This window comes from Halomonas sp. HMF6819 (genome assembly GCF_044335525.1).
In the GTDB taxonomy this organism is placed as follows: domain Bacteria; phylum Pseudomonadota; class Gammaproteobacteria; order Pseudomonadales; family Halomonadaceae; genus Vreelandella.
Genome location: NZ_JBIQVY010000003.1, coordinates 359,203 through 378,966 on the forward strand (window position 1 = coordinate 359,203; position 19,764 = coordinate 378,966).

18 protein-coding genes are annotated in these 19,764 nt (G+C 62.3%); 8 read left to right on the forward strand and 10 right to left on the reverse strand.

Features of this window, described 5'->3' with window-relative positions; all coding sequences use genetic code 11:
• Positions 1–37 precede the first annotated feature (37 nt).
• From ACGLWX_RS11750 to hemE, 6 genes are all read right to left on the reverse strand, one after another.
• Positions 38–1,138, reverse strand: a complete 1,101-nt coding sequence (locus ACGLWX_RS11750; protein WP_252108189.1) for an amino acid ABC transporter permease — start codon at positions 1,136–1,138, stop codon at positions 38–40.
• A gap of 15 nt (positions 1,139–1,153) precedes the next feature.
• A complete protein-coding gene (locus ACGLWX_RS11755; protein ID WP_396239895.1) occupies positions 1,154–2,344 on the reverse strand; it encodes an amino acid ABC transporter permease in 1,191 nt (396 codons plus the stop codon).
• A 79-nt stretch (positions 2,345–2,423) separates the two neighbouring features.
• Complete coding sequence (locus tag ACGLWX_RS11760) at positions 2,424–3,449, reverse strand: amino acid ABC transporter substrate-binding protein (protein WP_396239897.1); 1,026 nt, start codon at positions 3,447–3,449, stop codon at positions 2,424–2,426.
• A 253-nt stretch (positions 3,450–3,702) separates the two neighbouring features.
• Entirely contained in the window at positions 3,703–4,728 is a 1,026-nt protein-coding gene (locus ACGLWX_RS11765) for an amino acid ABC transporter substrate-binding protein (RefSeq protein WP_396239899.1), read from the reverse strand.
• A 102-nt stretch (positions 4,729–4,830) separates the two neighbouring features.
• Positions 4,831–5,691, reverse strand: coding sequence for a polyamine aminopropyltransferase (gene speE, locus ACGLWX_RS11770; protein ID WP_396239901.1), 861 nt, complete (start codon positions 5,689–5,691; stop codon positions 4,831–4,833).
• Positions 5,688–6,791, reverse strand: a complete 1,104-nt coding sequence (gene hemE, locus ACGLWX_RS11775) for a uroporphyrinogen decarboxylase (RefSeq protein ID WP_396239903.1) — start codon at positions 6,789–6,791, stop codon at positions 5,688–5,690. The genes speE and hemE overlap by 4 nt, the downstream gene beginning before the upstream one ends.
• A gap of 160 nt (positions 6,792–6,951) precedes the next feature.
• On the opposite strand from hemE, the gene ribA reads away from it, so the two are divergent.
• The 5 genes from ribA to ACGLWX_RS11800 all read left to right on the forward strand — a co-directional run bounded on the left by ribA (position 6,952) and on the right by ACGLWX_RS11800 (position 12,512).
• Positions 6,952–7,587 carry a GTP cyclohydrolase II gene (ribA, locus tag ACGLWX_RS11780; protein ID WP_252108195.1) on the forward strand — a complete coding sequence of 212 codons (636 nt, stop codon included), beginning with the start codon at positions 6,952–6,954 and terminating at the stop codon, positions 7,585–7,587.
• Between the two features lie 71 nt (positions 7,588–7,658).
• The gene (locus ACGLWX_RS11785) at positions 7,659–8,975 is read left to right on the forward strand and encodes a diguanylate cyclase (protein WP_396239905.1); all 1,317 of its coding nucleotides are present in this window, start codon (positions 7,659–7,661) and stop codon (positions 8,973–8,975) included.
• A 51-nt stretch (positions 8,976–9,026) separates the two neighbouring features.
• Complete coding sequence (locus tag ACGLWX_RS11790) at positions 9,027–10,769, forward strand: PAS domain-containing protein (protein WP_396239907.1); 1,743 nt, start codon at positions 9,027–9,029, stop codon at positions 10,767–10,769.
• A complete protein-coding gene (locus tag ACGLWX_RS11795; protein WP_396239909.1) occupies positions 10,766–12,094 on the forward strand; it encodes an ATP-binding protein in 1,329 nt (442 codons plus the stop codon). Before ACGLWX_RS11790 ends, ACGLWX_RS11795 begins: the two co-directional genes overlap by 4 nt.
• Positions 12,081–12,512 (forward strand): response regulator, encoded by a 432-nt coding sequence (locus ACGLWX_RS11800; RefSeq protein ID WP_396239911.1) that lies wholly within the window; start codon positions 12,081–12,083, stop codon positions 12,510–12,512. The genes ACGLWX_RS11795 and ACGLWX_RS11800 overlap by 14 nt, the downstream gene beginning before the upstream one ends.
• 10 nt (positions 12,513–12,522) lie before the next feature.
• Here the strand turns inward: ACGLWX_RS11800 and ACGLWX_RS11805 are convergent, their stop codons facing one another.
• The 4 genes from ACGLWX_RS11805 to djlA form a co-directional block, all read right to left on the reverse strand.
• Positions 12,523–13,566, reverse strand: coding sequence for a pentapeptide repeat-containing protein (locus ACGLWX_RS11805; RefSeq protein WP_396239913.1), 1,044 nt, complete (start codon positions 13,564–13,566; stop codon positions 12,523–12,525).
• Positions 13,563–14,315, reverse strand: a complete 753-nt coding sequence (locus ACGLWX_RS11810) for an HAD family hydrolase (RefSeq protein WP_396239915.1) — start codon at positions 14,313–14,315, stop codon at positions 13,563–13,565. The genes ACGLWX_RS11805 and ACGLWX_RS11810 overlap by 4 nt, the downstream gene beginning before the upstream one ends.
• Positions 14,316–14,430: 115 nt before the next feature.
• Positions 14,431–15,075 (reverse strand): glutathione S-transferase family protein, encoded by a 645-nt coding sequence (locus ACGLWX_RS11815; protein ID WP_396239917.1) that lies wholly within the window; start codon positions 15,073–15,075, stop codon positions 14,431–14,433.
• A gap of 65 nt (positions 15,076–15,140) precedes the next feature.
• Positions 15,141–15,923: a co-chaperone DjlA gene (gene djlA, locus ACGLWX_RS11820; RefSeq protein WP_396239919.1), complete on the reverse strand. Its 783-nt coding sequence runs from the start codon at positions 15,921–15,923 to the stop codon at positions 15,141–15,143.
• A gap of 196 nt (positions 15,924–16,119) precedes the next feature.
• On the opposite strand from djlA, the gene ACGLWX_RS11825 reads away from it, so the two are divergent.
• The 3 genes from ACGLWX_RS11825 to ACGLWX_RS11835 all read left to right on the forward strand — a co-directional run bounded on the left by ACGLWX_RS11825 (position 16,120) and on the right by ACGLWX_RS11835 (position 19,758).
• Positions 16,120–18,444 carry an FdhF/YdeP family oxidoreductase gene (locus tag ACGLWX_RS11825; protein WP_396239921.1) on the forward strand — a complete coding sequence of 775 codons (2,325 nt, stop codon included), beginning with the start codon at positions 16,120–16,122 and terminating at the stop codon, positions 18,442–18,444.
• A complete protein-coding gene (locus tag ACGLWX_RS11830) occupies positions 18,444–18,719 on the forward strand; it encodes a MarR family transcriptional regulator (RefSeq protein WP_396239923.1) in 276 nt (91 codons plus the stop codon). The genes ACGLWX_RS11825 and ACGLWX_RS11830 overlap by 1 nt, the downstream gene beginning before the upstream one ends.
• A 97-nt stretch (positions 18,720–18,816) precedes the next feature.
• Positions 18,817–19,758, forward strand: a complete 942-nt coding sequence (locus ACGLWX_RS11835) for an aldo/keto reductase (RefSeq protein WP_396239925.1) — start codon at positions 18,817–18,819, stop codon at positions 19,756–19,758.
• Positions 19,759–19,764 lie beyond the last annotated feature (6 nt).

Consider the following 19,764-nt stretch of genomic DNA (forward strand, 5'->3'; position numbering starts at 1 on the left):
GCTTCACTCATGAGGTTATCCTTGAAAGGGGGCGGCGTTAGCGCTTGTGGCCGGTGTTGAGGCGGCGCTCAAGATACTGGCTATAGCGCGACATGCTGAAACAAAAAATCCAGAACACGAACGCGGCGAACACGTAGCCTTCCAGCGAAAAGCCCAGCCAGCGCGAGTCGGACAGCGCCGCCTGCACGATGCCCAGAAGATCGAAAAGGCCGATGATCATCACAAGCGTCGTGTCCTTGAAAAGCGATATGAAGGTGTTCACGATGCCGGGAATCATCATCTTTAGTGCCTGGGGCATGACGATCAGCCCCATGCGCTTCCAGTAGGTCATGCCGAGTGCGGCAGCGGCTTCGTCCTGGCCGCGCGGAATCGCTTGCAGCCCGCCGCGAATGACTTCGGCCATGTAGGCGCTTTGAAATAGCGTGATCCCGATCAGCGCGCGGATCAGCCGGTCGACGGAGAGATCCGAGGGCAGAAACAGCGGCAGCATCACCGAGGCCATGAACAGCACGGTGATCAGCGGCACGCCACGCCAGAACTCGATGAACACCACCGAAAAGCTTTTGACGATCGGCATGCTCGAGCGCCGCCCGAGTGCCAGCACGATGCCGATCGGTAGCGCCCCGATCATGCCGACCGAGGCCAGCAGCAGCGTCAGCATCAGACCACCCCAGCGGTGGGTCGGCACCCGCGGCAGGCCGAAATGGCCGCCGTGAAGCAGCACGTAGGCGATCACCGGGAACACCACCAGCGCGAACACCGCCACCCAGCGCTTGAGCGGCAGGCGCGGAATGGCAAGCCAGGCAATCAGCGCGAAAAAGCCGACGAAGACGATGTTGGCGCGCCAAAGCTCCGAGCGCGGGTAGAGCCCGTAGATGAACTGGGTAAAGCGCGCCTTGACGAATACCCAACAGGCGCCTTCGCGGGTGCAGTCCTCGCGCGTGGTACCGACCCAGTTGGCGTCGATGATCGCCCACTGCACGGTGGGTACCACCAGCAGGTACAGCACGTAGAGCCCGACCAGCGTGAACAGCGTATTGACCGGGCCGTTGAAAAGATTGCCGCGCAGCCACGCCATCGGGCCAATGGTGCTTTTCGGCGCCGGGCGCTGGTCGATCATGGTTTTATTGTGAATCATGGGTGTCATCCTCGCCTAGCGTTCGACCAGCGCCACGCGGGCGTTGAACCAGTTCATGAACATGGAAACCGTAAGGCTGATGGTCAGATAGACCGCCATGGTCATGGCGATGACCTCGATGGCCTGGCCGGTCTGGTTCAGCGTGGTACCGGCGAACACCGATACCAGATCCGGATAGCCGATGGCCGTCGCCAGCGACGAGTTCTTGATCAGGTTCAAATACTGGCTGGTGAGCGGCGGAATGATCACTCGCATCGCCTGAGGCACCACCACCAGCCGCAGAATCAGATTGCGCGGCAGGCTCAGCGCCTGAGCGGCTTCGGTTTGGCCGTGGGAGATCGCCTGGATACCCGAGCGCACGATCTCGGCGATGAACGAGGCGGTGTAGATCGAAAGCGCCAGCCACAGCGCCAGAAACTCCGGAATCACCGTCACGCCGCCGCGGAAGTTGAAGCCGCCCAGTGCCGGCACGTCCCAGGTGATCGGCACGCCGGTGGCGAGCAGCACCAAAAGCGGCAGGCCAATCAGCAGTAAAAGCGCTATCCAGTAGGCGGGCAGGCGCTTACCGGTGGCCTCGTGGCGGCGCTTGTTCCACACGAGCAATGCAATACTGGCGACGATCGCGACCAAAAAAGCAGCGGGAATCAGCCCGAAGCCGGACTCGAACAGCGGCTTGGGCAGGTAGAGCCCGCGCACGTTCAAGAAGATGACCTCGCCCAGCGACACGCTATCGCGGGCGCCGGGGAGCGTGCGCAGTACGGCGAAGTACCAGAAAAAGATCTGCAGCAGCAGCGGGATATTACGAAAGGTCTCGATGTAGGCGGCGGCCAGCTTGGCGATCAGCCAGTTGGGCGAGAGCCTGGCGATCCCGACGACGAAACCAATGATGGTCGCCGCGAGCACGCCAAGCCCGCCCACCAGCAGCGTGTTGAGCAGCCCGACGAAGAAGGTGCGCCCGTAGGTGCTCTGCGAGGAGTAGTCGATCAGGCTCTGAACGATGCCAAACCCGGCGGTGTTGTCCAGAAAGCCGAAGCCCGTGGTGATGCCGCGGGCGGCCAGGTTCTGCTGGGTGTTGCCCACGATATAGAGCAAAAAGACGGCGACGGCCGCTACCACCAGCACCTGAAAAATGAGCGCGCGCTTGGCGCGGTCTCGCCAGAAGGGGGGCTTGTGGCCCACCGGGCGAGTGGTTGGTCTTGCTGACATGAAGGCGTCTCCGCGATACGGCAGAATCGATCAAACGGCCCGCCGGGCGATGCGCGGCGGGCCGGGTCTTGCGAGACGCTTAGCGAATCGGCGGTGCGTAGTGGAAGCCGCCCTGGTTCCACAGCGCGTTGATACCGCGTTCGATCTCAAGCGGTGAGTCCATGCCGACGTTACGGTCGTAGATCTCGGCGTAGTTACCGACCTGGCTGATGATGTTGTAGGCCCAGTCGGCTTCAAGACCCATGCCTTCGCCGTAGTTGCCATCCTGCCCCAGGATGCGTGCGACGTCCGGGTTTTCGCTGTCCATCATGTCGTCGACGTTTTCAGAGCTAATGCCGTACTCTTCGGCGTTGAGCATCGCAAACAGCGACCACTTGACGATGTTGAACCAGGTGTCGTCGCCCTGGCGCACCACCGGGCCCAGCGGCTCTTTCGAAATGATGTCCGGAAGAATGACGGCGCCTTCCGGGTCGTCGAGCTGAATGCGCAGCGCGGCCAGCTGGGAGGAGTCCGAGGTCAGCACGTCGCAGCGCCCGGACTGGAAGCCGCCAACGGTTTGCTCTGAGGTATCGAAAACGATCGGGTCGAAGGCCATGTCGTTGGCGCGGAAGTAGTCCGCCACGTTGAGCTCGGTGGTGGTGCCGGATTGAATACAGATTGCCGCGCCGTCGAGTTCATCGGCGCCGCTGAGCCCCAAGTCGCGGTTGACCATGAAGCCGATGCCGTCGTAGAAGGTGACGCCGGCGAAGTTGAGGCCCAGCGTCGTGTCGCGGGTGGTGGTCCAGGTGGTATTACGCGACAGCACGTCGACTTCGCCGGACTGCAGCGCGGTGAAGCGCTCGACGGCGTTGAGCGAGATGTAGTTGACCGCGTCGGCATCGCCCAGCACCGCGGCGGCCACGGCGCGACAGATATCGACGTCGAGCCCCTGCCACTCGCCGCTATCGTTGGGGGCTGAGAAGCCCGGCAAGCCGTCGCTGACGCCACACTGCACGGCGCCTCGTGAGCGCGTATCTTCCAATACGTCCGCCTGAACGCTCGCTACACCGGATAGGGTGAGAGCACCGGCGGAGGCCAGCAGTACCGCGTTTTTTTTATTGAACATGGTGTTTCCCGTCCTCGTTATTTGAATATCGTTATAGGCATCGATCTACGACACCCATAACGCTAGCAAGGAAGATGCCAGAAAGGGCCTGTCGACTCATTCAGCGCTTTTCAACGCAAAAGCGCCAACGTTATGACCAAAGTTGTGCTGTAAAACGGTGCGCAATCGGCTACGCGTTGCCCACTTTTAGTGCGGCTTCCAAACGCTTGTTTGAAATTCGCTCAGTAAAAACAGTCAAATAGCGCCGGCGCGCCTAGCGAATGGGCGGGGCGTACTGCAAACCGCCATCTTTCCATAGCGCGTTTAGCCCGCGGCCAATATTAAACGGTGAGCCCACGCCAACGCTGCGATCGAAGGCGTCGGCGTAGTTACCGACCTGCTTGATGATTTGATATGCCCAGTCCGCGTTAAGCCCCATCCCCTCGCCAAAATCGCCGTCGCGGCCCAGAAGACGCATCACCTCAGGTGAGTCATCCTCGAGCATTTCGTCGACGTTGGTTTGGCTCACGCCCAGCTCCTCGGCGTTGAGCAGCGCATAAAGCGACCACTTGACGATGTTGAACCACTGATCGTCACCCTGGCGCACCGCCGGGCCCAGCGGCTCTTTCGAAATGACCTCGGGCAGCACCACCGCCATGTCTGGGTCGGCAAGCTGCATGCGCTGGGCGTAAAGCTGCGAAGAGTCCGAACTCAGCACGTCGCAGCGACCCTCTTCGAAGCCGATGATCGACTGTTCCGGCGCGTCGAATACCACCGCCTCGAACGCCATATTGTGGCGGCGGAAATAGTCGGCCAGGTTGAGCTCGCTGGTGGTGCCGGACTGGGTGCATATCGCCGCCCCATCGAGCTCGCGGGCGCTCTGCACGCCCAGGTCGCTTGCCACCATGAACGCTTGGCCATCGAAGTAGCTCACCCCTGTGAAGTGAAGGCCAAGCGTGGTATCACGGCTCGAGGTCCAGGTCGTGGTGCGAGCGAGCACATCGACCTCGCCGGACTGAAGAGCGGCGAAGCGCTCGACGGAATCGAGCGGCACGAACTCGACGCGCGCGCCTTCGCCGAGCGCGGCGGCGGCCACCGCCCGGCAGATGTCGGTATCCAGCCCCCGGTAGGTGTCTTCATCGTCCAGCGCCGAAAAGCCGGGCTGGGCGGCGTTGACCCCGCAGCGCAGCGCCCCGCGCTCCTTGACCGTTTCGAGCGTGCTGGCCATCGCAAGCCCCGGGAGTAACAGCCCCGCCGCCAGCACGCCGGCCACACCGCGGTATCGGTATTGATTGTTCATTGTTATTGCCCTCTCTGGTTGGGGGTCGTGCGATCTGCAAAAAACCACCAAAAAGGCCGGGCAATGCCCGGCCTCGTCAACGTGCTGCCCGTTCGATGAGCGCTAGGCGAAGGCGGCGCGCATGAAAGGCGGCAGCGCCAGGGCGCCGCGATGCGCCTCTACCGTGTAGTACTGTAGCGGCATTTCGTGGCCGGCGGCAGCCTCTTCGCGGAAGGTTTCAACGCTTACCCCCTTGCCGGCCAGCGTCACGCTCCACCAGCCGGACGGGTAGACCGGCTGCGGGAAGGGCAGGGTGGCCACGCTTTCAAAGCCCGCCGCCTGCATGTCCGTGCGCAGCTCGCGAATGATCGAGCCCGAGTGATAAAGCGGCGATTCGCTTTGCTGCACCAGTACGCCGCCGGATTTGAGAATCCGGTGGCAGCGCTTCAAAAAGTCGGTCTTGAACAGCCCTTCCGCCGGGCCGACCGGGTCGGTGGAGTCGATGATCAGAACATCGATGCTTTCGTCCTCGGCATCATCGACCCACTTTACGCCGTCGGCGAACAGAAGCTCCGCGCGCGGATCACTATTGGATTCGACCAGCGCCGGGAAGAAGCGCTCGGAGGCTTTGGTGACTTCCTCGTCGATATCGATCTGGGTGACCTTCTCGACGTCTTCGTGGCGCAGCACTTCTTTTAGCGTGCCGCAGTCGCCGCCGCCGATGATCACCACGCGCTTCGGGTCCTGATGGGTGTAAAGCGCCGGGTGAGCAATCATCTCGTGGTAGAGGAAGTTGTCGCGGTCGGTCAGCATCACGCAGCCGTCGAGCACCATCAGGTTGCCGTAGGTTTCGGTGGCGTACACCTCGAGGTGTTGATAGTCACTCTGCACGTCCCAAAGCTTCTCGGTGATCTTCATCGAAAAGGCGCTGCCGTGACTGTCGAATACTTCGGTAAACCACTGGTCCTGATTAAAATCGCTCATCGAACGTCTCCGGTGTCGTTCTGGTGATACTGTGGACTGAGTTCGTGAAGTGCCTCCATGAAGGCGCTCACGTTATCCGGGTTGGTGAACTGGCTGATGCCGTGACCCAGGTTGAACACGTGGCCCGCCCCGTGCCCGTAGCTTTCCAGCACCCGCGCGACCTCGGCGCGAATGGCGGACGGGCGGGCGAACAGCACGTTGGGGTCGAGATTGCCCTGCAGCGCCACCTTGTGGCCGACGCGCGCGCGGGCATCACTGAGCTCGGTGGTCCAATCGAGCCCCACCGCATCGGAGCCGGCGCAAGCGATGTCCTCGAGCCACTGCCCGCCGTTCTTGGTGAACAAAATCACCGGCACCCGGCGACCTTCGTGCTCGCGAATCAGGCCCGAGACGATCTGCTCCATGTAGCGCAGCGAGAACTCGAGATAGGCGGGCGTGGAGAGCGAGCCACCCCAAGTGTCGAAGATCTGCACCGCCTGGGCGCCGGCGCGAATCTGGGCGTTGAGGTAGTCGGTCACCGCGTGGGCCAGCGTATCCAGCAACTGGTGCATGGTGTCCGGGGTATCGTAGAGCATGGTTTTCAGGTGGCGAAAATCCTTGCTCGAGCCGCCTTCGACCATGTAAGTGGCCAGCGTCCAGGGGCTGCCGGAAAAGCCGATCAGGGGCATCCGGCCATTAAGCTCGCGGCGGATGGTGGAGACCGCGCGCATTACGTAATCAAGGTCGCGCTCGGCGTTGGGCACGCTGAGCGAGGCAACCTCTTCCGGGGTGCGCACGGTCTTTTTAAACTTGGGCCCTTCGCCGGTTTCGAAATAGAGCCCCAGGCCCATGGCGTCGGGGATCGTCAAAATGTCCGAAAACAGGATCGCCGCGTCCAGCGGGAAGCGCTCCAGCGGCTGCAGCGTGACCTCGCAGGCGAACTCCTGGTTGCGGCACAGATCCATGAAGCTGCCCGCCTGGGCGCGGCGCTCGCGGTACTCCGGCAGGTAGCGCCCGGCCTGGCGCATCATCCACACCGGCGTGCGGTCGACCGGCTCTTTGGTGAGCGCGCGAAGAAAGCGGTCGTTGTGCAAGGGAGGGGGAGTCGCAACGGAAGACATAAACGCCTGCTCTTGAGAAATTTGCCCTATTGTAGGCGAGGTGGTGCGCTTCGGGATAGCCGGCGCGGCGCAGGCCGTGAGACCGGCGCGCCTTTTTGATAGACTATCGCGCTTTGATACTCACATCGTTGACGGCTCCAGTCGATTTGCGAGGTAATTCGTGACCATCCGCTTCATTTCCGCTTGTCGGCTCCCCACGCCCTGGGCCACCTTCACCATGCACGGCTTCGAGGACGAGGCGACGGGCAAGGATCATATCGCCTTGACCCTTGGCGACGTGACAAGCGATGAGCCGGTGCTGGGGCGCGTGCACTCGGAATGTTTGACCGGCGACGGGCTTTTCTCGATGCGCTGCGACTGCGGCTATCAGCTCCAGGAGGCGCTCAAGCGCATCGCCGAAGAGGGGCGCGGGGTGCTCTTGTATCTGCGCCAGGAGGGGCGAGGTATCGGGCTTTTGAACAAGATTCGCGCCTATGCGCTCCAGGACCAGGGCGCCGATACCGTCGAGGCCAACGAGCAGCTGGGCTTTGGCGCCGACCTGCGCCGCTACGATCTGTGCGTACCGATGCTCGAACACCTAGAGATCAAAGCGCTCAAGCTGATGACCAACAATCCGCGCAAGGTCGCCGCTCTGACCAAAGACGGTGTCAACGTCGTCGAGCGCCTGCCCATCACCACCGGGCTCAACCCGCACAACGAGCAGTACCTGGCCACCAAGGCTGGCAAGCTCGGCCACATGATGGCGCTGGGCGACTTTACTCAGGCCGACAGTGTGGATATCGAGCGTAAAAAGTGAGCAATTGACGTCGCTTGACTCTGGAGCCGCTTCTGCGCAGTCTTGCCAGACGACAACGCGGAAGGCTTACCATGACCCAGACATCCAGTCAGCTCTCGATCGTGCTGGTGGAAGACGACCCCGGCGACGCCGCACTCATCCAGTACATCTTCAAGTATGACCATCGCGAAAGCGAGCTGGTCTGGGTTGATAGCCTGAGTGCTCTTGGTGATTCCTTGCAGGAATCGACCTCGCCGCCCGATGTTGTTTTGCTGGACTTGAGCCTTCCCGATACCAGCGGCATTCAAACCGTTTTAACGTGCAAACAGACGGTCGGCACCATTCCTATCGTGGTGCTGACGGGTTACGACGACGCCGAATTCTCGCTCCAGGTGCTCGAAGCCGGGGCGCAGGACTATCTGATCAAAGGCAAAATAGACGCTGATTCACTCAACCGCGCGATTCGCTATGCCATCAGCCGTGCCAAGCTGGAGCAACGACTGGTACTTTCCGAGGAGCGGATGGCTGCTGCGATTGAGGGCGGTAATCTGGGCGTGTGGGACTGGTTATTCGATCGCAACGAGTTCATCTACAGCGAGCGCTGGTTAGCCACGCTTGGTTACGGGCGGGAGTATGCCGATTTGCCCCAGAGTGCGGATGAATGGCTGGACTGCGTTCATCCGGAAGATATGGCCACGCTCAAGTCCGCGATCGACAGTCACTTAAAGGGTGAACAGGCCAGCTACCAGTGTGAATTTCGCATGAAACATCGCGATGGCCAGTGGATCTGGGTGTTCGAATCCGGCCATATCATTAGCCGTGATCTCAAGGGCAATCCTTTGAGGTTGGTCGGTGTTCAGCAGGACATCAGCGAGCGTAAGGCCATGGAAGCTGAGCTTACGCGACTTGCCATGCACGACGAGCTGACCGGCCAGCTCAATCGACGCAGCTTCATGAACCTGGCCGAGCGCGAGCTTGCCCGAGTCAAACGCAAGCAAGGCTACGTCACCTGCATGGTGATGTTCGACCTGGATCGCTTCAAAAGCGTCAACGACCGCTACGGCCACGGCGCTGGCGATGCCGTACTCAAACGCTTTGCCGATACCGTCAGCGCAGAGCTTCGTAAGATGGATGTGTTTGGCCGGCTTGGCGGCGAGGAGTTTGCGGTCATGTTGCCGGATACCGATGTCAGCGGCGCCCAGGTCGCCGCCGAGAAGCTGCGTCGCGCCGTCGAGGCAATGGCCATACCCGTGCCAGGCCTCGACGAGCCGCTCAAGGTCACCACCAGTATCGGCGTAGCGGCTTTAGAAAGCAGCGATACACTCCCCGACAGCGCCCTCGCCCGCGCCGACATCGCTCTCTACGAGGCCAAAAACAGCGGTCGAAACCGGATATGCATTAACGTTTAAGACGAGTTGGCCGATACGCATTGAAAGACACTATCAATGCGAGGAGGCGGCGTGAGCTCACGGCGTGCAACCAATAAAATACAAAAAGCGGCCTGGTGCCGCGGATTTGCGTTCATAGGTACGTTTTACCCGGTGGCTCTGTACGCCGGTGACACCGTCCGTCAAAGCACGTCGCCCCTCTTCACAGGCGATTGGTTAACGCTGGCGCTTCTAACGGGGCTGATCGCCTCGCTGATTCTTTTGGCCTACGTTTACTGGCGAAGCCGACAGCGCTTGGCCAAGCTGCGCCAGCAGCAGCAGGCGCTCAACGGCATTATGTGGGGCACCTCAGCGGGTTCCTGGGAGTGGAACGTCAAAACCGATGAGCTGCACCTCAACGAGCGCTGGGCCGAAATGCTCGGCTATACGCTCGAGGAGCTGGCGCCCGTCACGATCGGCACCTGGGAGCGGCTTTGTCACCCGGAAGACCTTGAGCGGGCGCGCCAAGCGCTTTCGGCTCACGTCGACGGTAGCGCCGAAACCTACACCGTCGAGTTTCGCCTGAGCCATCGCGACGGGCGCTACATTTGGGTCTATTCGCGCGGGCGGGTTCTGGCCCGAGACCCGGAGGGCGCGCCGCTGTTGATGGCGGGCATCCATATCGATATCGATGCCCGCAAGGAAGCCGAAACGCAGGCGCGCGTCAGCCACGAGCGCCTTACAAAACTCAGTGCACGCCTACCCGGTACGATCTATCAGTTCTGGCGGGGCGTGGATGGCTCCATGAGTTTTCCCTACGCAAGCGAGGGCATGACGGAGGTCTATGGTATTACGCCGGAAGAGGCCAACCGGGACGTTAATCAGGTTTTTGCGATTATTCATCACGATGATCTGGCGAGTGTATCGGCCAGTATCGAGGCCTCCACCGACAAGCTAACGCTTTGGAGCGAGATATTCCGCGTTCATCACCCCGTTAAAGGACTTTGTTGGATCGAAGGCAACGCCGTGCCTGAGCGGCTAGAGGACGGCAGCACGATGTGGCATGGCTATTTGCGTGACATTACCGAAAGCCACGAGCTGCAAAAAGAGCGCGACGCTTACCGTGAGTCGCTGGAAAAATCCAACGCCGAACTCGAGCACTTCGCCTACGCCGCCTCCCACGATTTGCGCCAGCCGCTTCGCATGGTGACCAGCTACGCCGGGCTTTTAAAGCGCCACTTGGGCGCTCAGCTCGACGCTGACGGACAGACCATGCTGCATTACATGAGCGATGGCGCCAAACGCATGGATGACATGCTGCTCTCTCTGCTGGAGTACTCCCGTGTTGGACGCCAGGGGGAAGCCTTCACCGAGGTGGCGCTGCGTAAGACCCTCGATGAAGCGCTGCATTTTCTCGCCCCGGCGGTGGCAGAGGCCAACGCGACGATCCGCGTCGAGGGCGAGTGGCCCGCGACTCGCGCAAGCCACGATGAAATGACGCGCCTGTTTCAAAACCTGATCGGCAACGCGCTCAAGTATCACGCCGCTGACGCCCCGGTCGAGGTGCGCATCGATTGCCGGCGACGTGAAGAGGAGTTTTATATCACCGTTGCCGACAACGGCATCGGCATCGATCCGGATCAGATCCCGCGGCTGTTCAAGGTGTTTCAGCGTCTGCACGGGCGCGACCAATTCGAGGGCACCGGGGTGGGGCTGGCGGTGTGTCGCAAGATCGTCGAACATCATGAAGGGCATATTTGGATTACCTCGCCGGGCCGCGGAGAGGGGAGCGTCGTTCATTTCACGTTGCCCGAACGGGCAGTGGAGGCGTCATGAATCGGTTTTTTCGTCGTGGGATTGGCCTTGCGCTAACGGTGGCGCTGTCGCTCGTCGCGTCACAAGGTCAAGCGCAGCCCACCTTCGACGAATTTTTCGAGAAAAGCTCCGTGCCGATGTGGATGGTAGCCACCGACAATGGCGATATCGTGCGTGCCAACCCGGCAGCGAAGGCGTTCTACGGCTACTCCGATCTGGAGCGCATGAATATCAATGAGATCAATACGTTTACCCAAGAGCAAATACGCGATGAGTTGAATCGCGTCAGCAGGGAGGAACGTAACCATTTGATATTTCGCCACCGGCTGGCCGATGGCAGTATCAACGTGGTGGGTGTGTACACACAGCCCTTCGACGACAACGGTCGTTCAACGGTGCTTTCTACTATTGTCGATTTGAGCTTTGCCGAGGGCACCGCCGAGCGGCGCTACGTTGAGTCCGTTGAGCAACAAGTGGATCTTCAAATGGCCGCGCTGAGTCGCGCGCGAGAGAGAGCCCGCTGGTTCTGGATAGGCGGAGCGCTGGCTCAGGCGCTCGTGATCCTTCTGCTGATCCTGGCTTTGGTACGGCTGCGCGGGGCCCAGCGAGAGAACGTGCGCCTGATCGATGAACTCTCTTTTCGAAATCAGGAACTCGAGCGTTTGAGTCAGGCAATGGCGCACCACTTCCAGGAGCCGAGCCGCCGGCTGGTGAGCTTTGCCCGTCAGCTTCGAACGTCATCGTCAGAGCCAGCGGATTCGGCCCAGGGTGTGGCGATTCATTTCATCAGCACTCAGGCCCAGCGGCTGAGCGAACTGGTCGGGGATGTTCAGCGCTACTTGAGTGTCGGTAACACCAAGGTCATCAATGAGCGGGTCGACGTCGCGAAGCTGCTCAATGAACTCTATCGACACGATCCTTTGCTCGAGCCGCTGCGTGAATCGGAGAGCCTGACCGTTGATGGCGCGCTGCCAAAGGCGTATTTCGATTACAGGCTTTTGACTCAAATATTCAAACTGCTGCTGCATAACGCTTGGCAGTACCGGGACCCGGCACGTTCTCTTGAAGTGATCGTCAGCGGCACTGTAAGCAAGGGGCGCGCCTACTACCGGGTTATCGATAACGGTCAAGGCATTGCGCCGGAGTATCGTGAGCAGGTGTTCGATATGTTTACTCGGCTAGTACCCAACGGCGATGCCTACCCTGGCACCGGGGTAGGGCTTGCCACGGTCGTGAAGACCCTTCGCGAGGCCGACGGGCGTATTGTCGTCGAAGATGGCAAGGACGGTGGAGCCTGTTTCGTGTTCGATCTGCCCTTTGGAGGAGCAAATCATGAGGAACGGTAATTTTGTCGTGCTGCTGGTGGAAGATGAGCCCGCCGATGTCCACTTGACCAAAATGGCCTTCAACGAAGGTCAGATGATGGTGGAACTGCATGACGTGGGTGATGGTGTAGAGGCGCTCGAGTTTTTACAGCACGAGGGAGTTCATGGCGATGCACCGAGGCCGGATCTAATTCTGCTGGATCTCAACATGCCGCGCATGGGAGGGAGAGCCTTTCTGGAGCGAGTCAAATCGCTCGACACCCTGCGTCAGATACCCGTGGTAGTGCTGACCACGTCGGAAGCCGAATCGGACATCGTCGCCTCATACGATTTAGGCGCCGCTGGTTTCATCGTCAAGCCGGTGGACATCGAGCAGTTCATCGACTCGATTCGCTCGCTGGAGGATTACTGGCTGACGCTGGTGCGTCGGCCTTCTTGAGACTTACCACTCAGGCGTTTCGCAGCCGATTGCCTAGGCAAAACCCCAAAAGTCCGAGCAGCGTAATGCCGAGCGTCGTTTCGAGCGTGGTGGCCCACTTCAGCCAGCGGCTCGAAAGCTCGGCATCGAGCGAGGCGGTCATCGCTTGGGCGCTGAACAACAGCGCATCGTTGAGCGTGTTCAGCGTTTCGCCCTGTGCGCCTGCCACGCCGGTCGCCGCGTAGAGCCCGGCGAAGGCGAGCATCACCACCAGCAGCGTTACCATCACGCGCAGCGGGCTTTCACCGAAACCGGCGACCAGGTCGGCGCTGGTGCCCAGCAACCAGCGCAGCGTCGCACGAAAGAGCCCCGGGCGCGTTGGCGTATCCAGCTCACGTTCGATGCGCCGGCGCCGCCACACCTGGTCCGGGCGTACCGCCCGCGTTTCCAGTCGGCGGGCGTGATAGTAGGCCCAGCCCGCATCCCGCGTGCTGCCCTTGGCGCTCCAGTGGGCCGAAAGCGCGCGATAGATATCCGCCGCCTCGCGGTGGCGGCGCGACAAATGCAGCGGGGTGCGTATGGGATCGTCGCCCCGGCCGCGCGCCGCCAAATCGGCGTGAAACGCGGCGAAGTCCTCCTCGCGCTCCTGCAATAGTCCGCTTTTGAACCCTTCCTCGATCGCCCCTCGCGGTAGCGCCACGCCGTCGAACACCGCCAGATGCAGCGAGCAGGCGCTGATGTCCGAAGCTTCGAACACGGTATTCATCCCTAGCCGCGCCCGGTAGAAGTCGCAGCCCTTGAGCCGTGCGCGCTTGAAAGAGACGCGCTCGAACTCGGCGTAGCGCAGATCACAGTCGATGAGTTCGGCCTGCTGAAACTTCGCGTCGCGAAGCTGTGCGTTGGTGAAGGTGCAGCGAAAAAGCCGCGCGTCGCGAAAATCGAAGCGCTCGAGCAGCGTAGCGTAGTGCGGATTGCCGAAGTTGACCGCCTCGAGTTCGCACCCGACGAAGTCGACCCAGTCGTTCTGGCGAGCGGTGAGCCGCTCTTCGACCTGTGCCGCGCTCAGCCGCTTCACGGGGCGCTTTCCAAACCGAAGTGCTGGCGCGCGATGCGGGCCACCGCCTGCGGGTCGCCGTCCTTGATCGTGGCCAGCGGTGTCGGCAGCGCCACGCCTTCTGGCGCCTGGGTGCCGCGATCGAGCAAAATCGTCGGAATGCCGACTTGGCTGGCGCCCAGCACGTCATCGAAAGGGTTATCCCCCACGTAAATGACGTTGTCCGCGGGGCAGTCGAGCGCGTCGAGTGCGGCGCGAAACAGGGCCGGGTCCGGCTTGCAGGCCTTCACGTCGGAGCTAAACAGCACGAGCTCGAAGTCGTCCCACAGCCCGAGCATGGAAAGCTCCGCTTCGGTATAGGCGCGCTGGGTGTTGGAAGCGATGGCAAGGCAAAAATCCGCCGCGCAGGCGTCGAGCATCGCGCGCGTGCCCGGCCATAGGCCGATCTCGCGGGTGGTGATCTGGCGATAGGTCAAAGCGAGATCCGCCGCCAGCACGTCGCGGCGCGCGGCGGGCACGTCTGCCTCGGCGAGCAGCGCCTCCCATACCCGGTGCACGTCGACGTCCGGCGCCTCACCGCCGGCGGCGTCGAGCTGCTCCCGGGTAATCGCCCAGAAACGCTGCTCGAGCCTTGGCGCCTCGATGAAGACTTGGCGGTAGCGCAGCCAGTCGGCGAGAAAGACGAAGGTGCTCGCATCGACGTGGTCGCCGTCGAAGACGAGCAGGGTTTTGAAGACGTCGAACAGCAAGACGGGCCTGGAGGGCGGCATCGTTGAATCCCTTGAAAGCGAGGCCGTCATTGTAGGTCGGTGCTAAAAGCGTGACCAGCGCCCATCGAGCGACCTGGATGGAACGACTTGTCTTGAATGACTTGTTTGAAACGACTTAGCCGGTCGCCTCGCTGCCGGCCTTTTCGGCGGCGGCTTTCTCTTGCGCTACGGCGCGGGCCATGGCGGGGCGCTCGAGCTGCGCGGTCATATAGCGCTCGAGCGTGTCCGGCAGGCGGTACTTCATGCTCTTCGCCCAGCTCAACGTATGGGCGAGGAAAAGATCCGCCAGCGTGAAACGTTCCCCCACCAGATACGTCTGGCCCTGATAGCGGCGCTCGAGCGCCTTGAGCGCGCGGGAAAACTCCCAGGCGCAGGTGGGGATCACCGCGGCCACACGCTGCTCTTCGGGCAGCGCGAAGGTGTGTTTGGCGTGATTCCAAAGCGGTTGTTCAAGCTCGGTGGTCACGAAACAGAGCCACTGGTCGACCTCGGCACGCCCTTCGGCGGGGCCGGGAAAAAGCGTGTCGTCGCCGTAGCGCTCGGCCAGGTAGCGGCAGATGGCGACAGACTCGAACAGGACCAAATCGCCATCCTCAATCACCGGCACCTTGCCATCCGGGTGGCGTGCCAGGTGCGCCTCAGCGCGGCCTTCGCCCTTGTCCAGCGCCACGTGCTGGCAGCGATACTCGACGCCCAGCTCCTCGAGGGTCCAGGCCGCGCGCAGCGAGCGGGAATGGGGGTATCCGTAAAGTGTGATCATGGGTCACTTCCTTTTAAGGTCGGAGCGTCATGTTAGTCGGCGATGAAGGGCGGCTGCGTTCGATCCTAACCGCTCGAGCCCGCCTCGCGGGCGGATTTGATGCGCTCGAAGGCGTTACTGATCTCGCTGGTGCGCTGCTGGGCCATGTCGCGCATGCTCTCGGGCAGGCCCTTGCCGGCCAGCTTGTCCGGGTGGTTCTGGCTCATCAGGCGACGGTAGGCCTTTTTGATCTCGGCGTCGCTCGCCTCTTCACTGACGCCAAGCACCCGGTAGGCATCCTTTAGCGAGGCCTCGCTGGTCGCCTGGCCGTTGCTGGCCGCGCGCTCAAGCATCGCTTCGAGCTGCTGAATCTCGGTGTCGCTGCAGCCGATGCCGCGGGCCACGCGCATCATCATCGCGCGCTCGTCGTCGTGAATCTCGCCGTCGGCGGCGATGGCGTTGAGCTGTACCTGCAAAAAGATCTGGCGCAGCATCGGCTGGCGGCGAGTCAGCTGCCCGACCGTGGCAAGCTCCGCCTCGAGGTCGAAATCGTCGGCCCGGCCGCGCTCGAAGGCGGCGCGCGCTTGGCGGCGCTGGGCGTCGTTGAAACGCATCTGGGTGAACAGGCGCTCGGCGATGTCGCGCTCACCGTCGCTGACGCGACCGTCGGCCTGGCAGAGGCAGCCCATGACCGAAAACACCGACTCCAGATACCCCTGCTCGATCTGCAAGCGGGCGGTCAGCAGCCGGCGCACGGCGCGCTGGGCGATCCAGAAGCCGAAGGCACCGCCAATCAAAAGCCCCACCGGGCCGAACAGGGCAAGGCCCAATAATCCAAACAGCAGCGTCGAAATCGTTAGAAATACCATGGCTCTCTCAAAACGGGTGAAAAAAGGGCGGGCTAAGTGGTTATCCAGCGCCACTATATCGAGAATTGAGAGTCAGTATAGAAGGATTGGTTTCTCTCGCTTGACCTTGTCAGACTTTTGTCCAGACTTTATGAGCTTGATAACGGTCGGCGTCCACGCCAATGGCCGCCCCGAACGCCTCGCCAGGAGATGCGCAATGACCTCGCCCAGTAGCCAGAAACCCGCCGATAAAAAAGCCCGCGAACACGACCCGGACGTGGGCACGTATCGCAACCCGGCTGGCGGGTGGGGCGCGCTCAAGGCAGTGGGCCAGCATCTCCTGCACAGCCGCTCGCCGGCGACCAACGCCCGTTCGCTTTTGAAACTCAACCAGCCCGACGGCTTCGACTGCCCCGGCTGTGCCTGGGGCGACCCGGAGCACGGCTCGTCGTTCGAGTTTTGCGAAAACGGCGTCAAGGCGGTGACCTGGGAGGCGACCGCCAAGCGGGTCAAGCGCGACTTCTTCGCCCGCTACAGCGTCACCGAGCTAAAAAGCTGGGACGACTACCGCCTCGAGGACCAGGGCCGGCTGGTCGAACCCATGGCCTACAACGCCGAGACTGACCACTATGAGCCGATCAGCTGGGACGATGCGCTCACGCTGATCGCCGACGAGCTCAAGGCGCTGCCCACCCCGGATGACGCGATCTTCTACACCTCTGGCAAGGCGTGCAACGAGTCCGCCTACGTGTTCCAGCTTCTTGCGCGCCTTTACGGCACCAACAACCTGCCGGACTGCTCCAACATGTGCCACGAGGCGAGCGGCGTGGCGCTGGGCGACGCGCTGGGCACCGGCAAGGGCAGCGTGCGCCTGGAGGATTTCGAGCACGCCGAGGCGATTTTCGTCTTCGGCCAGAACCCGGGCACCAACCACCCGCGCATGCTCGGCACGCTGCGCGAAGCCGCCGAGCGCGGCGCCATCATCGCAAGCTTCAATCCGCTTCACGAGCGCGGCCTGGAGAAATTCGCCGACCCGCAGAAGCCGCTGGAGATGCTGCACAACGGCAGCCACCGCATCAGCTCGCACTACTTCTGCCCCAAACTGGGCGGCGACATGGCGGCGGTGCGCGGCATTGCCAAGGCGCTGTTCGAGCGCGAGGCCAGCGGCGAAACGGTGCTCGACCACGCCTTTCTCAGCGAGCACACCGAGCAGCTCGAGGCGTACCAGACGCTGGTCGAGGCGACCACGTGGGGGGATCTCGAAGCGCAGTCCGGGCTTGCCCGGGCCGAGATGGAGAAGGCCGCCGAGCTCTACGCCCGCTCGAATGCCACCATCATCTGCTGGGCGATGGGCATCACCCAGCACGAACACTCGGTGCCCACCGTGCGCGAAATTGTGAATCTTTTGATGCTGCGCGGCAATTTGGGTCGGCCCGGCACCGGCACCTCGCCGGTGCGTGGCCACTCCAACGTGCAGGGCGACCGCACCATGGGCATCTTCGAGCAGCCTTCCGACGAGCTGTTGGATGCTCTCGAGGCCCGCTATAAGCGGCCCATGCCGCGCGAGCACGGAGTCGATTCCGTGGCCGCAGTCGCCGCGATGCGCGACGCGCCGGGCAAGGTGTTCGTGGGCCTGGCGGGCAACTTCACCCGCGCGATTTCGGATACCTTCGTGGCCGAGGCGGCGATGAGTCAGTGCCGGCTGACCGCGTTCATCAGCACCAAGCTCAACCGCAGCCACCTGATCACCGGCGAAAAAGCGCTGATTCTGCCCTGCCTTGGCCGCAGCGAAATCGACAAAACCGGCGGCAAGACCCAGCTGATCACCGTCGAGGATTCCATGAGCATGGTGCACGGCTCCGCGGGCATCAACCGCCCGGCAAGCCGCCACCTGCCCTCGGAAATCGCGCTGTTGACCCAGCTTGGCGAAAAGCTGGTAGGAAGCGAGGCGGTCGATTGGGCGGCGATGAGAAACGACTATGATGTGATTCGCGAGCACGTTGCCGAGGTCATTCCTGGCTTTGACAACTTCAACGAGCGGGTGCGCGTGCCGCGCGGTTTTTGGCTTGGCAACCCCACCGCCGAGCGCAAGTTCCCGACCGAAAGCGGCAAGGCCGTGTTCTCCCACGCGCCACTGCCAAAGGGCGTGATGCACCAGCGCATGGCCGCGCGCGACGGCTGGCTGACGCTGCAGACGATGCGCTCTCACGATCAGTACAACACCACGGTGTACGGCTACAACGACCGTTACCGCGGCATCGAAAACGGCCGCCAGGTGGTGTTTCTGAACAAGGCGGATATCGAGCGCTTGGGCGTATCCGCCGGGCAGTGGGTCGATCTGGTCGGCGAATCCGACGATGGCATTGCCCGCCGGGTCGAAGGCTTCAAGGTCGTGGCCTACGACACCCCGGCCGGCTGCGCGGCGGCCTACTATCCGGAAACCAATCCGCTGGTACCGCTTTCCCACAAGGGCGAGGGCAGCCATACCCCGGCGTACAAATCCATCGCCATTCGTCTTGAACCCAGCGCCCGTATTGCCTGATGCAGACGCTCGAGCGCGCGCTTGCGAGCCTTCAGCGCACCTACCCAGCGCTCGACGCGCTGCAAGCGCTGGTGCTGCTGGCGCTCGATGAGCAGGGCGAGGGTGGAATTTCCAGCGCGCGGCTGTCACGGCGCCTGGAGATCGAGCACGCGCTGATCCGGCGCGCCTGCGCCGAGCTCGAAGCCCAAGGCTGGGTGCGCCTCACCGCCGCTGGCAAAGCGACGCCGGCGCTGCGCGTCGAGCGTTTGCGTTCTCTACCCAACACGTTGGCTTAGCGGCCGTACCGGCGTCGCTGCCGTGGCCTGCCAGGCTGACAACAGCGCGTTATCTCAAACCCTCGCGCACCCTCAAAATCCAACAGGGAGTAGGATGATGAACAAACACCCACTGGGCCGCTCCGGCATCGAGATCGCGCCGCTCGCGTTTGGCGGTAACGTATTCGGCTGGACCGCCGACGAGAAGCGCTCGTTCGAGCTTCTGGACCGCTTCGTCGAGCGCGGCTTCAACGCTGTGGACACCGCCGACGTTTACTCGTCCTGGGCGCCGGGCCATCGCGGCGGCGAGTCCGAGAAAGTGCTGGGCAAGTGGCTCAAACAAAGCGGCAAGCGCGACGACATCGTGCTGATGAGCAAGGTGGGGCTGTGGGAGGCGCGCAAGGGGCTCTCGAAGGCCAACATCGAAGCGGCGGTCAACGACTCGCTCACGCGGCTGAACACCGACTACCTCGACGTCTACTTCGCCCACACCGATGATCAGGACACGCCGCTCGACGAGACGCTCACCGCGTTCTCGAAGCTGATCGAGGCGGGCAAGGTGCGCACGATCGGCGCGTCCAACTACTCGGCCGGACGCCTGCGCCAAGCGCTGGACGTCTCCAAAGAGCAGGGGCTGCCGCGCTACGAGCTGATTCAGCCGCTTTATAACCTCGTCGAGCGCGACAAGTACGAAGGCGAGCTAAAAACGCTGGCAAGCGAGCAGGCACTAGGCGTGGTGAGCTACTTTTCGCTCGCCAGCGGATTTCTCACCGGCAAGTACAAAACCCTTGAGGATACCAAAGGCAGCGACCGCGAGCGGTTTCTCGGCCACTACTTCGATGAGCGCGGCAAGCGCGTGCTGGGTGAGCTTTTAAGCGTGGCCGACGAACTCGACGCCAAGCCCGCCCAGGTGGCGCTCGCCTGGCTGCTGGCCAAGGACGGCGTCACCGCGCCGATCGCCAGCGCCACGAAGCTTGAGCAGCTCGACGATACGCTCGACGCGGTCGAGCTAACACTTTCCGGTGAGGCGATCGAGCGGCTTAACGCGGCCGGAGAGTAAGTGCTG